The 13,221-nt window shown below is 35.9% G+C and carries 15 protein-coding genes; 7 read left to right on the top strand and 8 right to left on the bottom strand.

Annotation, left to right across the window (positions count from 1 at the left end):
- Window positions 1–311: 311 nt before the first annotated feature.
- The 3 genes from K5S59_RS21720 (at window position 312) to K5S59_RS21710 (ending at window position 1,564) form a co-directional block, all read left to right on the top strand.
- Window positions 312–1,121, top strand: coding sequence for a Cof-type HAD-IIB family hydrolase (locus K5S59_RS21720; protein ID WP_001041228.1), 810 nt, complete (start codon window positions 312–314; stop codon window positions 1,119–1,121).
- Between the two features lie 104 nt (window positions 1,122–1,225).
- On the top strand, window positions 1,226–1,366 hold the full coding sequence (locus K5S59_RS21715; protein ID WP_000516816.1) for a hypothetical protein: 141 nt from the start codon (window positions 1,226–1,228) through the stop codon (window positions 1,364–1,366).
- Window positions 1,367–1,564: a DUF3813 domain-containing protein gene (locus K5S59_RS21710; RefSeq protein WP_000527404.1), complete on the top strand. Its 198-nt coding sequence runs from the start codon at window positions 1,367–1,369 to the stop codon at window positions 1,562–1,564. It begins immediately after the preceding gene.
- A gap of 25 nt (window positions 1,565–1,589) precedes the next feature.
- Here the strand turns inward: K5S59_RS21710 and K5S59_RS21705 are convergent, their stop codons facing one another.
- The gene (locus tag K5S59_RS21705) at window positions 1,590–2,447 is read right to left on the bottom strand and encodes a YitT family protein (RefSeq protein ID WP_000364439.1); all 858 of its coding nucleotides are present in this window, start codon (window positions 2,445–2,447) and stop codon (window positions 1,590–1,592) included.
- A 100-nt stretch (window positions 2,448–2,547) separates the two neighbouring features.
- Between K5S59_RS21705 and K5S59_RS21700 the strand changes: the two genes are divergently transcribed.
- Together K5S59_RS21700 and prsA are read left to right on the top strand one after the other, a co-directional pair.
- Window positions 2,548–2,679, top strand: coding sequence for a DUF3941 domain-containing protein (locus K5S59_RS21700; RefSeq protein WP_001120850.1), 132 nt, complete (start codon window positions 2,548–2,550; stop codon window positions 2,677–2,679).
- A 129-nt stretch (window positions 2,680–2,808) separates the two neighbouring features.
- The gene (prsA, locus tag K5S59_RS21695) at window positions 2,809–3,666 is read left to right on the top strand and encodes a peptidylprolyl isomerase PrsA (protein ID WP_098237581.1); all 858 of its coding nucleotides are present in this window, start codon (window positions 2,809–2,811) and stop codon (window positions 3,664–3,666) included.
- Window positions 3,667–3,719: 53 nt separating this feature from the next.
- Here prsA and K5S59_RS21690 read toward each other — a convergent pair whose 3' ends face one another.
- A complete protein-coding gene (locus K5S59_RS21690; RefSeq protein ID WP_000281276.1) occupies window positions 3,720–4,574 on the bottom strand; it encodes a CvfB family protein in 855 nt (284 codons plus the stop codon).
- A 359-nt stretch (window positions 4,575–4,933) separates the two neighbouring features.
- On the opposite strand from K5S59_RS21690, the gene K5S59_RS21685 reads away from it, so the two are divergent.
- Window positions 4,934–5,425, top strand: coding sequence for a YajQ family cyclic di-GMP-binding protein (locus K5S59_RS21685; protein WP_001040146.1), 492 nt, complete (start codon window positions 4,934–4,936; stop codon window positions 5,423–5,425).
- 550 nt (window positions 5,426–5,975) lie between these two features.
- Here K5S59_RS21685 and K5S59_RS21680 read toward each other — a convergent pair.
- The 3 genes from K5S59_RS21680 to K5S59_RS21670 all read right to left on the bottom strand — a co-directional run bounded on the left by K5S59_RS21680 (window position 5,976) and on the right by K5S59_RS21670 (window position 8,667).
- Window positions 5,976–6,878 carry a helix-turn-helix domain-containing protein gene (locus K5S59_RS21680; protein WP_000397902.1) on the bottom strand — a complete coding sequence of 301 codons (903 nt, stop codon included), beginning with the start codon at window positions 6,876–6,878 and terminating at the stop codon, window positions 5,976–5,978.
- Between the two features lie 213 nt (window positions 6,879–7,091).
- Window positions 7,092–7,319 (bottom strand): hypothetical protein, encoded by a 228-nt coding sequence (locus K5S59_RS21675; protein WP_098115493.1) that lies wholly within the window; start codon window positions 7,317–7,319, stop codon window positions 7,092–7,094.
- 46 nt (window positions 7,320–7,365) lie between these two features.
- Window positions 7,366–8,667, bottom strand: a complete 1,302-nt coding sequence (locus K5S59_RS21670) for an alpha-amylase family glycosyl hydrolase (protein ID WP_050418681.1) — start codon at window positions 8,665–8,667, stop codon at window positions 7,366–7,368.
- Between the two features lie 213 nt (window positions 8,668–8,880).
- On the opposite strand from K5S59_RS21670, the gene K5S59_RS21665 reads away from it, so the two are divergent.
- A complete protein-coding gene (locus K5S59_RS21665) occupies window positions 8,881–10,113 on the top strand; it encodes an ammonium transporter (RefSeq protein ID WP_001091662.1) in 1,233 nt (410 codons plus the stop codon).
- A gap of 162 nt (window positions 10,114–10,275) precedes the next feature.
- Here K5S59_RS21665 and K5S59_RS21660 read toward each other — a convergent pair whose 3' ends face one another.
- The 3 genes from K5S59_RS21660 to hemH form a co-directional block, all read right to left on the bottom strand.
- Complete coding sequence (locus K5S59_RS21660; RefSeq protein WP_000382767.1) at window positions 10,276–10,581, bottom strand: hypothetical protein; 306 nt, start codon at window positions 10,579–10,581, stop codon at window positions 10,276–10,278.
- Between the two features lie 118 nt (window positions 10,582–10,699).
- Window positions 10,700–12,166 (bottom strand): catalase KatB, encoded by a 1,467-nt coding sequence (katB, locus tag K5S59_RS21655; RefSeq protein WP_001069175.1) that lies wholly within the window; start codon window positions 12,164–12,166, stop codon window positions 10,700–10,702.
- A 59-nt stretch (window positions 12,167–12,225) separates the two neighbouring features.
- Window positions 12,226–13,185 carry a ferrochelatase gene (gene hemH, locus K5S59_RS21650; protein ID WP_098258253.1) on the bottom strand — a complete coding sequence of 320 codons (960 nt, stop codon included), beginning with the start codon at window positions 13,183–13,185 and terminating at the stop codon, window positions 12,226–12,228.
- Window positions 13,186–13,221: the final 36 nt, after the last annotated feature.

Below are 13,221 nucleotides of genomic sequence, written 5' to 3'. Positions count from 1 at the left end.
CCAGCTTCAAAGGAGAGTCAAACATATACGAGAAGATTACATGTTCATTATAAGCCTCATCATACGAACAATGTAACCCTTTTCACAATTTGTACATAATGAAAGAAACATTGTTTGAACTTTCTAAAAAGATGTTGACTTTTCTTAATTTCCAGCGAGAAATAGTAGACACCGTAGCGCTTTGCGACGTAAGATGGATATATAGTGAAGTTTCCATCTTTGGTGGTCTCACCCAGCTTAACCTCTTATTTCTGCATATTAAAAACGGAAATACAGATAGAAACAAAAAAATTATTATAAGAGGTGAAATTATGAATAAACAGCATTTAATCGCATTAGACTTAGACGGTACTTTATTGACAGACAACAAAATAATTTCCACTCGAACAAAACATACAATTGCAAAAGCAAAGGAACAAGGACATATTGTCGTTATTTCAACAGGGCGTCCATTCCGTGCTAGTTTTGATTACTATAAAGAACTTAGTCTGAATACACCAATCGTAAACTTTAACGGCGCTTACGTACATCATCCTCTTGATTCAAAGTGGGGAACACATCACTCTCCTCTTGAGCTAGCAACAGCACAAGAAATTGTCCGAGCTTGCTTTGATTTTGGCGTAAAAAATATATACGCTGAAGTAATGGACGATGTGTATGTTCGTGAAATTGATGAAGATAAAAAACATATTTTCGAATTCGGTTCTCCAAAGATTTTTACAGGAGACTTATTAAATACTTTAAACGATCATCCAACTTGCTTATTAATTGACGCACATGACGAGCATTCCAGTGCAATTCGTCAACATTTAACTGATATGCATGCTGAAGTAATCGACCATAGAAAATGGGGCGCACCTTGGCCGATTATTGAAATTGTAAAAAGCGGGTTAAATAAAGCTGTCGGATTACAAAAAATTTCTAGTCATTATAACATTCCACAAGAGCGAATTATCGCTTTCGGTGATGAAGATAACGACTTTGAAATGATTGAATTTGCTGGTCACGGCATCGCAATGGGAAATGCTATTCCTGAATTAAAATCACTCGCAAACCACACGACGTTAACGAATGAAGAAGATGGTATTGCACTATATTTAGAAGAGGTTCTTGGGTTGTAATCTAAAAATTCCCTGCTTATAGTTTCTCGCCAAACGCTCATACTATAATTAGACGCCGGATTATCGCGTCGAGTGTTTTCAGCTAAATAAAGGGGGTTTTTCGAATGGGTAAAAAGAACAAATCAAAACGTTTTATCCAACAAGGAGCCGATGCTGTAATGAAGCATGATGCAAGATTCCCGTACCGTGGTACATTAGCTGAGGCAGAAAAAGCGAGAAGTAACTCTTCTTTTGGAGGGGTTTAAATGGGGAACTTACTATTCCAACAAGCTAGAGATGCCGTTGCAAATGCCGTAACTTGTTCAAGCGGTGCTGAGCAACAAGATCTCGTATATAGAGCAAAAAACGCTTTGCACTCTGCTTATGCAAACTCTTCAACAGCTGAAAAAGTTCAGCTACGTGAAATGCAGGAGCAATTGCAAAACATTACGAATTTGCATTAAAAAAGAGGACCAGCTTTGGTCCTCTTTAATCTTTTCGAAACAATCCAAACACCCCGACCGTTTGCAGTACGTTTGTAAATGCACCTGGGTCCACTTGCCTAATAACCCTCTCTAATTCGTATAACTCATAACGTGTAATAACAATCATTAACATTTCCTTATTTTCATTTGTATAAGCACCTGTTGCTGGGATAGTTGTAATCCCCCTCACTAAGCGTGAATGAATCGCCTTTCGTACATCTGCCCCATTCTTCGTAACGATTAATGCTGTAATCTTCACATGCCGTGTATGAATCGCATCGATAATTCGCGTTGATACATACAAAGTCACCAAAGTATATAATGCTTTTTCCCAGCCATACACATAGCCTGCGGCGATAATAATCAGTGCATTAAAGAAGAAAAAATATGTACCGACAGGCTTGTCTTTTATTTTAGATAAAATCATGGCGATAATATCTAAACCACCTGTAGAAGCCCCCCACTTCAACGCCATCCCTACCCCGATTGCTGAAATAATCCCGCCAAAAATCGCATTCAATATGATGTCGTTTGAAACCGCTCTAACTGGGATAATTTCTAAAAACAAAGTCATAAATATAACGCAAAGAAAACTAAAGAAAGTAAAGGCCTTTCCAACCTTTTTCCATGCTAAAATAACGACGGGAATATTAAATAAACTAAACAATACTCCCGTTGATATGTGAATAGATAAAAAGTCACCTAATATTTGTGATAATAATTGAGACAGCCCAGCAAATCCACTCGCGTACACTTTCGCTGGCGTCAAAAATAAATTCATTCCAATCGCGTTTAACAAACCTGCGATGATTACAACGATTAACTTCTTTATAAGTTCGGTATAATTCAACTTCAAATCCATTTCTAATCCACCCTTATTATTCATGAATGCACTGCTATACATAGTCTTTACGAAAAAGGAAATGATAAACGTACAACGTTTAGAAATGGAGTTGATACATATGCCACATACGAGTGATAACGACAAAAAAGCACGCGATAATAATGCAAAGCGTACGCAAAAAAATGAGCAAGAACAAAAGAATATAGAGCAAGGTAAACGTGCCTATTCTAAAAAGACCGATCACCTTTGATTCCATGGTACATCAACAGTATTGTTGATGTACTTTTTTTACATTTTACAGGAAAAAACATTGAAAATTCACTTCATGTTCACTTCTATATTCTACAATAGCGATAACATATTCGGATGAGGTGTTGGCATGAGAGGGAAACACATTTTCATTATTACTGCACTAATAAGTATATTAATGCTAGCTGCTTGCGGACAAAAAAACAGCTCAGCTACAGTCGCTACGGCAACAGACTCAACCATTACGAAGGGCGACTTCGAAAAGCAGTTGAAAGATCGTTACGGAAAAGACATGTTGTACGAAATGATGGCACAAGACGTTATCACGAAAAAATATAAAGTATCTGACGATGATGTAGATAGAGAAGTACAAAAAGCGAAAAAGCAATACGGCGATCAATTCACAGCTGTACTAGAAAACAATCGTTTAAAAGATGAAGCTGATTTCAAAAATCAAATTAAGTTCAAACTTGCTATGAATGAAGCGATTAAGAAAAGCGTTACAGAAAAAGACGTGAAAGACCACTATAAACCAGAAATTAAAGCGAGTCACATTTTAGTAAGTGACGAAAATGAAGCGAAAGAAATAAAGAAAAAATTAGATGCTGGGGCTTCATTTGAAGAACTAGCAAAACAAGAATCACAAGATTTACTATCAAAAGATAAAGGCGGAGACCTTGGATACTTCCATTCCGGTACAATGACACCTGAATTTGAAACAGCTGCCTACAAACTAAACATTGACCAAATTAGTGAGCCCGTCAAATCACCAAATGGCTATCACATTATTAAGCTGACTGGTAAAAAAGATTTACAACCTTACGATGAAGTAAAAGACTCCATCCGCAAAAACTTAGAAGCAGAACGTATTGCTGATCCTACATTCAGTCATAAATTACTACAAAAAGAATTAAAAAAGGCAAATATTAAAATAAACGATAGTGACTTGGAAGATACGTTTACTCTTGCGCATGAGCAAGGAAATTAAAAAAGCACCGCCTTATTTTTTATAACAAAATAAGGCGGTGCTTTTTATTTCATTTACTTCTTAAAATACGTCCAACCTTCTTCTTGGTAAACCTTTTCTTCTTTCATCAACTTACCAAGCGCGCGCTTAAATGCAGCTTTACTCATGTTGAAGCGTTCTTTAATGTCTTCTGGGTGGCTCTTATCCCAAAACGGCATTGCTCCGCCTCGTTCTTCCATATATGCATAAATTACAGCCGCATCATCTTCCATTCCTTCTTCTTTACGAGGAAGAAGTGAAATGTTAATTGTACCATCATCTTTCACGTCAATAATACGGCCCGTTACACGTTCACCGATGCGGACTTGTTCTTTTCTTTCAGTATGGTGTAAGAAAGCACGGAAATGCTCATCAGTTAGTATGAATGAACCAACTTGAAGTGAACGATACACACGTCCATTTACGTTTTTATTGCGCATAGATGGCGTCGCATCTACGATAATCTCTTGCATATCACTGTCTCTTGCCGGAAGAGCGATAAGTCGATCACGATTCGTTAATTTTAACGTACAATATAATTCATCTCCAACTTCAGGCCATACTGGCATATAAATTGGGAACTCATCAGCTGGGATTAGTATATCTTTTGATACACCAATATCAACAAACACACCTAAACTAGGAATAACTTCTACAACCTTTACCCAGTTCCAATCAAAAGTTGTAATAAGTGGCTCCTTCATTGTTGCTGAAACACGATTTTGATGATCAAGGTATAAGAATACATCAATCGTATTGCCCTCTTCAATTTCTCCAACTAATTCGTTTTTATGTAGAAAAATTTCTTCTTCTTCATTCCCAACCATATATCCGATTTCCGTTTCGCGTAAAACAGTTACCTGTTCAATCGCTCCTAATTGTAAATACATATTTTTTAATTCCCTTCTCTATATAAAGTGAAACTTTAATCAGTGGGGGTTTTGTTCCTTCCCACTGATTATCAACCCTCACCAATCGGGCGTTTACGGCAGTGGATCTCCCACTTAACTTCTTTGCTCTAACTGAATGCCCGTTAATGCGGGATAAAATTATCTTTTTTATCATTCCAAACAAAAGTTAATTATAACACGATTTCCCCTTTATTTGTCCAACTGCCCAAAATTCACTATAATAAAATGAGGTTACATGATTATAAGTATGAAAACACTTAAGTCTAAGCTCGTTTTCAGCTATACTTTAGTATGTACAGTACATAAAAAGATTAGAAATTTATTTGGAGGTGCTAACTATGGCAAAAGATAGTTCTTTTGACATCGTTTCGAAAGTAGAATTACCTGAAGTAACAAACGCAATTAACATCGCATTAAAGGAAATCCAAAACCGATATGACTTTAAAGGAAGTAAAAGTGATATTAAATTAGAAAAAGAAGTACTAGTTTTAACTTCTGACGATGAGTTCAAATTAGACCAAGTAAAAGACGTTCTAATTTCTAAACTTGTAAAACGTAACGTTCCAATTAAAAACTTGGATTACGGAAAAGTTGAAGCTGCGACTGGTAACACTGTTCGCCAACGCGCAACACTTCAACAAGGTATCGATAAAGATAACGCGAAAAAAATTAACAACATCATCAAAGAAATGAAATTAAAAGTAAAAACACAAGTACAAGATGACCAAGTACGTGTTACAGCGAAAAGCCGTGATGACTTACAAGCAGTCATCGCAGCAGTTCGCAGTGCTGACTTACCGATTGACGTACAATTTATTAACTATCGCTAAAAAGAAAACTCCTCTTAATTAGAGGAGTTTTCTTTTTAGCGATAGGGCAAGTTCTAAGCTTACAGGTAATCGGATAGTTAAAATAGGGATTGGATTATTGTAGATTTTCTTTTACACATTAGATATAGTAGTGAAATTATTTTTATAAATAAATTAAGCAAATCCTTTTTGAAAATCGGCGCAAAAACCTCCCTCCCCACTCAAATGTAACAATTTATGAGTATAAGAATATTTCCCACCCTTACATGTAATGTAAAATTAATAAGGAATTTATTTTATAAAAAAATGTTAATTAAAAAAGAGTTAGAAGTGGTAATTTGAAGAAATTAATATTATGTTTGTTATTAACTACATTCTGTCTAAATATTGCAGGATGTTCTAATCATATAACTACACCCGGGGATACACCTAAAACTCCAACACCTAAGAAGTGTAAATCCATCAACAAAGCTTGGTACAAGAAACATATGGAATGTAATAATTGATGATATAAGTCATAAAAAAAGACACCATAAGGTACCTTTTTTTATAGAAAATAATAAGAGATTCATCAGAAATTATGCGTGATTTTTTTATTTTGTTTTTCAAAATAATTTTCTTTAACTATTTTTATCAGATTTTCTTTTTCTGTTAGTTCAAATATAAATAATGCTTTTTTCATGTTATCAGCTACATCTTCTTCATCATATTGTTCCAGCCTTAGCAAGTTCCACCCTTTTCCATAGTATAATTCACCTAATAAATATAAAGTGTTTAGATTAATAGCTAATTTAATACCCATATCATTGTATTTTATTGCCTCTTCATGTTGGTTTGCATGACCTAAAATTTTTGCTAAATTAAAAATGATTTTTAATTTAATCTCTTTATCTCTAGGAAAATCTAACTTATTAAAATTCGTTAAACATCTTCTTAATATAGTAATACTCTTTTCATATTCTTTATTTGCCCCATGAAATATAGCCATCGACTGCATAATATCTATTTCTCTTTCTGATAAAAAATCAACATTCGTTACAGTTAGTTTTAGTGCACTATTTAAAAGATTTAAAGCAGTTTTTATTGATTTATTCACATGAAATATAGCAATAGCTTCATGCCATATTAGAAATTGTTTATCCTCTTTTAACTTGAAATTATTTTCGTTTTTCTCTTGTTTCACTATTTCGTAAAGTTCATTATATTGTTTTTGTTTTGTACAATCTCTCATTACATATTTTACATTTTCTACATATTTTAGTTTTTTGTTTTGAGTTAGTGCGAAAATATGATTTGGATCAATACCAAGTCTTTCAGATAACTGATATAACAATATACTAGATGGATAAATCATACCTTTTTCTATTTTGCTAATTTGACTTTGTGAACATATTCCATGACACAATTCAGATTGTGATATATTCTTTTTCATTCTAAGTTCTTTAATGGTAATACCCAAATCGTAAAATTCCATTTTTCCTCCTCAAATATAGCCCTCAATGAGTATAAGAATATTTTTCACCCTTTAATGTAATGTAAAATTAGTATATTTGCAATTTTTGTTTCTTCTATCGGTCTTTTCACTTCCTTGCTCAGCTGCATTTTGAGGCGAGAGTCTTACTTCACAGAAAAACAGACTAAGGAGAAAGTTTTCTCCTTAGCCTGTCCCACCGAGATTTCGCATTTATTAAGAGCAACACCATATTGCTTTATCAAATGATTTTTTAGGTATGTATACTTTATCATTTTCGATTTTGTATTTTATATCGTTTCTCTTCAGAACTGCCGTATCAACAGAATGAACACTATCGCCCCACCGAACAAATTCCCCATCATCACGCTTTTCCCAAAAATAAAAACTTACGAATACGATAAAAACACATAAGCATAGAGCGAACCACTTCTTTTTCCGCAAATACCTCACCACCTTAAACTGAAGAACTACTAAAAAAAAACGCTACTCATTTCCGTCTCTTTTTAACCGCAATTAAAAAAGCAATAAACAATACGTTCACACCGACGATTAAAGAGATAAATAGCCAATTCACACCTGTTTCCCCGTTAACTTTATATACATTTGATTCCTCACGCTTTAAAACAAGATAAAACTTTCCGTTTTCTTCTCTTATAATTTCATCTTCTAACAATCCTCGTAACTCTTGTTTTTCGCCAATTGCACTTACAGGTAAAGCAACTTTTTGTGTTTCTTTCGTATTATTAATCGCTACTAATGTTACTTCATCTTTATACTTTCGTTTCAGTACACTCATTCCATCTTTATCGTATAAAAGCTCAAACGTTCCATGGCGTAAAGATGGTCTCGTTTGTCTAAGCTCACCGAGTTTCGTTATGTGCTGCATAAATTTTTCATCTGATTTAAAATCCATTAATCGTCTATTATCTGGCGTATCCCCTCCATCTAATGCAATTTCAGTCCCGTAATAAAAATTGGGAATACCCGGTGATGTTAATAAATATGTGAGAGCTAATTTCAAGCGAGATGGCGGATAGTTCATATTCTCTTTTGCAATACGAGCAAATCTTTTCGTATCTTGATTATCTAAAAATGTAACGGATTCTCCGTCTTTTTTACTCACATCATATAAAGGTTTCACCGATACGTCCGCTTTTGAAAACGATTCTACTATTTTTTCATTGTATTCACTATCTTCCTTTGTCATAATACGAAAGTCTTTCTTTATCACTTGCATATCTTTTTGCACGTCATCCCAGAAAGAACGCGACATTTTTTCACTATGCATCACATAACTTCCATCCAAATCAACTTCTTTGATCCACCATTTCATCGCTTCGATGACTTGCTGTTCGTTTTCTCCAAGCGGAAATTGAAGTACAACTTTCATTCCTTTTGCGTGCGCTTCTTGTACAAGTTCTTTCACATCATTTTCTGTTCCGAAATGTTCATTTACTTTTTGAAAATTACGCACGTCTAACCCATCGTACTTTCCACTTTCAAAAAGTGGAGAAAGCATAACAGTCGTAAAACTCATTTCTTTTATGTAATCCAGCCTTTTTATAATCCCTCTTATATCTCCACCCTGATATCCTTCCAAATTACCAACTTCTAACTGTTTGTCATTTTTCGGTTCTCCATTATTGAAGCGATCAATCATAATGGAATATATAACTTCGTCTCGCCATTCTCTTTTTTCATCCGCAAACGTATATATTGGTACAAACAAAACGACAGCTAAACAAAAACAAATGAATAGTTTCCTAGTCCGTATTTTTCCCACATGCATCCCCCATGTCTTTTAATTGTAAGAATATTATACCAATTATCAGAACAAATCGCATACGTTGATTTCTTTCTCCCCAAAATCCTTCATGTTAGATTTTCTAACATGAATTAAAAAGTTTTCTGAATTTTTAGTTGATTTTTCATTTTATTTCGAATATGATATGAAACATAACAAGTTGATGTTATTTTTTCTAACATTATAGGAGGAGAGACAATGAATACAGGAGATACGGTTTTTATGTTTGTAACGACAGTAATGGTCATGTTAATGACACCAGGATTGGCACTTTTTTATGGGGGCATGGTTCGCAGTAAAAACGTACTCAGTACGACAATGCATAGTTATAGCGCAATGGCTATCGTTTCGATTCAATGGATTGTGATCGGCTATTCTTTATCATTCGGACCAGACTGGCACGGACTTATCGGTACACTAGATTGGTTCGGTTTAAACGGCGTTACCTACGCACCAAATCCAGACTACTCATCTACTATTCCTCACAATTTATTTATGATGTTCCAACTCATGTTCGCCATTTTAACTCCCGCTTTAATTTCAGGTGCATTCGCCGAAAGAATGCGATTTTCTGCTTTCCTTATTTTCATCCTTCTATGGACAACAATCGTTTACAATCCTGTCGCTCATTGGGTATGGGGCGTCGGCGGATGGCTAAGAGAACTCGGCGCGTTAGACTTCGCTGGTGGTAATGTCGTTCATATTACATCTGGCGTGGCCGGCCTTGTATTAGCTATTTTTCTCGGAAAACGAAAAAACATAAACGGTACTTCTCCTCACCATTTACCATTCACAATGTTGGGCGCGGGTCTACTATGGTTCGGCTGGTTCGGTTTTAACGTCGGAAGTGCATTATCTTTAAATGACGTAGCTTTAACCGCATTTATTAATACAAATATAGCTGCAGCTGCATCCGCATTAACTTGGATGCTTTCAGAATGGTTCTTCCAATCAAAACCGACTGCGATGGGAGCTGCTTGTGGAGTTGTTTCCGGCCTAGTCGCTATTACACCAGCTTGCGGATTCGTTACACCTTTCTCCGCTCTTCTTATCGGAGCAATTGGCGGCGTATTATGCTTCGGAGCAGTCTTCTTCTTAAAAACGAAATTCGGATATGATGATACACTTGATGCATTCGGATGCCACGGTATCGGCGGCACTTGGGGTGGTATTGCGACAGGACTATTTGCAACTACTACGGTAAATACCGATGGCGCTAATGGAGTATTTTACGGAAACGCCGCTTTACTGCTTAAACAACTTGTAGCAATCGGAGCAACATATGCATTCACAATTATAATGACGTATGCCATTATTAAAGCCATTAACTTCTTCCTCCCTGTTCGGGTAGATGAGCACGAAGAACATATGGGACTTGATATTTCGATGCATGGGGAGAAAGCTTATGAGTATACGGAGCGAGTAAACTAAAAAAGAGATGCAATCTATTCGTAGTAGATTGCATCTCTTTTATTGTGCTCGTTGGCGGTATACCCCGCCTAGTATTCTAGTGAATATATCGGCGATTCTCCAGATATATCGTTTTATCAATAAATCCCAACATAACGAATCCGAAGAATACCCCGGTATGACTTACGAATCACCATACTTACTTTTATTCAAACTTAATATAATAAGAAACGCAATCGCTATTACAGCTAAAAAACGAACCGGATTAAACGGTGTTCCTACCGTTTCATTAAAACGATGATAAATAAAGGGAATCATCTCAAGTACCATTAGCCCCATCGCTATTTTAAATGTCTCAGCCATCGCTTTATTTTTTATAAACGTAGCACGCTCATCACCTTGTTTTCCAATTGCTATAAACATTTTTATAATAGCAAACACTACAAATAAAAAGACACTTAACGCAATAATGAAAATCAAAACATCCATCAAAACACACCTCTTTTATGTAAAACTTATTTGACAAGAGTATAGCATCTTTCGCCTCGTATGTAAAACATCTTTTACATATAAAAAAGACGACCGTTTAACAGTCGTCTTTTCCTATTTATTTCGGAGCATTCCCTACATATTGCGTAATATCAACATTTAAAGACTGCGCTAAACGCATTCCGTACTCTTGATCTGCACGGAAGAAGTTACAAACAGCTAGTAATTTCGTGCGCTCATTTACGTCTTTTAAGTCATTTGTTAAGTTTGCAATTAAGTTGGCTTGCTCTTCTTTAGAGAATGAACGGTAACGCTCACCTGCTTGTTTGAAGTCGTTTGGTTTGTCAATTTTTTCACGAGATACATAGCCTTCTACTTTCATAGTTGAATCGCGGTAAGCTTTGTCTTCAACTGGATTTTCAGCATGACGGCTCGGTTCGTAGTTGATTGTAGATGGGTTTTGATTGATTTGCATCGCACCATCACGTTGTTGGTTATGAACAGCTGCGTACGGGCAGTTTACAGGAATTTGTAAGTAGTTCGCACCAAGACGGTAACGCTGTGTATCTGGATAAGAGAATAAACGACCTTGTAATAATTTATCTTCAGATGGTTCAATACCATTTACAGTTGCACTTGGAGAGAACGCCACTTGCTCTACTTCTGCGAAGAAGTTTTTCGGGTTACGATTTAACGTCATCGTCCCTACTTCAATTAATGGGAAGCGATCTTCCGGCCATACTTTCGTCGGATCTAGTGGATCAAAGTCTAAAGAATCCGTTTCATCTAGTTGCATCACTTGTACGTGTAAATCCCACTTCGGATAATTTCCTTTTTCGATTGCATCGAACAAGTCACGAGTTGCATGATTGAAGTCTTTTCCTTGTACTTCTTGCACTTCTTTTGCGCTTAAGTTACGTACACTTTGCTGTGGTTTCCAGTGATATTTAATGTAGACGATTTTACCTTCTGCATTAATCCATTTAAATGAATGGACACCGAAACCTTCCATTTCGCGATAGCTTGCTGGTGTACCGTAATCAGAGAACACCCATGTCATCATATGTGTAGATTCTGGACTTAACGTCATGAAATCCCAGTAACGATCTGGCGTTTGAATATTTGTATCAGGTGCTGGTTTTAAAGAATGCACCATATCAGGGAATTTAATTGCATCACGAATGAAGAAGACCGGTAAATGGTTACCTACGATATCGTAATTTCCTTCTTCTGTATAAAATTTAACAGCGAACCCGCGTGGGTCACGAGCTGTTTCTGGAGAACCTTGGCCATGAATAACCGTTGAGAAACGAACAAATACAGGCGTTTCAGTTCCTTCATTTTGTAAAAATGCTGCTTTCGTATATTGCTTCATGCTGTTTTTCGTTACGAATACACCGTGAGCACCTGCACCACGTGCATGCACAACACGTTCTGGAATACGTTCACGATCAAAGTGCGCAAGTTTTTCTACTAAATGATAGTCTTCTAATAATACCGGTCCACGGCGACCAGCTGTACGAGAATTTTGGTTGTCTCCAACTGGAGCACCTTGGTTTGTTGTTAAGCGATTATTTGGATTCATCTAGGTGGATCCTCCTCTTTCTTTCATAGTAATTATTATTTATTTAAAATTATTATAAACTAATTATTATTCAAAACTAAATTCTTGTCAACCATTTCCTTCATTTTTTTGGAAACAATTTCAGCTAAGCAATCGATGAATACAGATTGTGAATTCGGCATATTTGGTCTAAAATATGCGACATTTAATTCATCAGTTACAACTTTACACTCATAATCGTTGTCATATAAAACTTCTAAATGCTCTGCCACAAAGCCAACTGGGCAATATATGAAAGATTCATATCTATGTTCTTCAAATAAATCTCTCGTTAAATCTTGCACATCCGGACCAATCCATGGGTCAGGCGTATTTCCAGCACTTTGCCAACCAATTGTATAGTTTTGAATATTGGCAGCCTCCGCAATTAAATCTGCTGTATGCTGCAATTGCTCCACATAAGGGTCCCCTGCTGCAATAATTTTTTCTGGTAAACTATGTGCTGAAAAAATTACGACTGCTTTCTCTTTATCTTCAATCTTTGTAAATGTTTCTTTTATTTGATCTACCCAATACGAAATAAACTTCGGTTCATCGTACCATTGTTCAATCGGTTCAATAACAGGACCACCGATTTCTTTCGAAAGACGAATAGCACGGTCATTATATGCTTTAATGCTAAATGTAGAATAATGCGGTGCTAATACGATACTAATCGCTTGCTCAATTCCATCGCGCTTCATCTCTTCTACTGCATCTTCTATAAATGGGGCTATATGTTTTAATCCTAAGTAACAAGTAAATTCATACTCTGTAAATATATTATTCATAGAATCTGTTAATTTATGCGCTTGCTCTTTCGTAATTTTTGCAAGTGGTGAAATTCCGCCAATTGCTTTATAGCGCCCGATTAAGTCTTGGAGTGCTTCTTCTGAAGGTTTATGCCCGTGGCGAATATGTGTATAGTACGCTTCTACATCATCTAATGATTCTGGCGTTCCATACGCCATTACGAGTAAACCTATTTTTTTCTTCGTCATCTATATAACACCTCAATTTTATAAAGTGAAACTTTA

Source organism: Bacillus sp. BML-BC051 (assembly GCF_019656175.1).
Lineage (GTDB): Bacteria > Bacillota > Bacilli > Bacillales > Bacillaceae_G > Bacillus_A > Bacillus_A mobilis.
Note: the sequence above shows the minus strand (reverse complement) of the source record. Positions and strands in the feature narration are given on the sequence as shown.

Bases quoted from the DNA above. Each gene is read 5' to 3' on its own strand.
- K5S59_RS21720 (WP_001041228.1), top strand. From the start codon at position 312: ATGAATAAACAGCATTTAATCGCATTAGACTTAGACGGTACTTTATTG.
- K5S59_RS21715 (WP_000516816.1), top strand. From the start codon at position 1,226: ATGGGTAAAAAGAACAAATCAAAACGTTTTATCCAACAAGGAGCCGAT.
- K5S59_RS21710 (WP_000527404.1), top strand. From the start codon at position 1,367: ATGGGGAACTTACTATTCCAACAAGCTAGAGATGCCGTTGCAAATGCC.
- K5S59_RS21705 (WP_000364439.1), bottom strand. From the start codon at position 2,447: ATGGATTTGAAGTTGAATTATACCGAACTTATAAAGAAGTTAATCGTT.
- K5S59_RS21700 (WP_001120850.1), top strand. From the start codon at position 2,548: ATGCCACATACGAGTGATAACGACAAAAAAGCACGCGATAATAATGCA.
- prsA (WP_098237581.1), top strand. From the start codon at position 2,809: ATGAGAGGGAAACACATTTTCATTATTACTGCACTAATAAGTATATTA.
- K5S59_RS21690 (WP_000281276.1), bottom strand. From the start codon at position 4,574: ATGTATTTACAATTAGGAGCGATTGAACAGGTAACTGTTTTACGCGAA.
- K5S59_RS21685 (WP_001040146.1), top strand. From the start codon at position 4,934: ATGGCAAAAGATAGTTCTTTTGACATCGTTTCGAAAGTAGAATTACCT.
- K5S59_RS21680 (WP_000397902.1), bottom strand. From the start codon at position 6,878: ATGGAATTTTACGATTTGGGTATTACCATTAAAGAACTTAGAATGAAA.
- K5S59_RS21670 (WP_050418681.1), bottom strand. From the start codon at position 8,667: ATGCATGTGGGAAAAATACGGACTAGGAAACTATTCATTTGTTTTTGT.
- K5S59_RS21665 (WP_001091662.1), top strand. From the start codon at position 8,881: ATGAATACAGGAGATACGGTTTTTATGTTTGTAACGACAGTAATGGTC.
- K5S59_RS21660 (WP_000382767.1), bottom strand. From the start codon at position 10,581: ATGGATGTTTTGATTTTCATTATTGCGTTAAGTGTCTTTTTATTTGTA.
- katB (WP_001069175.1), bottom strand. From the start codon at position 12,166: ATGAATCCAAATAATCGCTTAACAACAAACCAAGGTGCTCCAGTTGGA.
- hemH (WP_098258253.1), bottom strand. From the start codon at position 13,185: ATGACGAAGAAAAAAATAGGTTTACTCGTAATGGCGTATGGAACGCCA.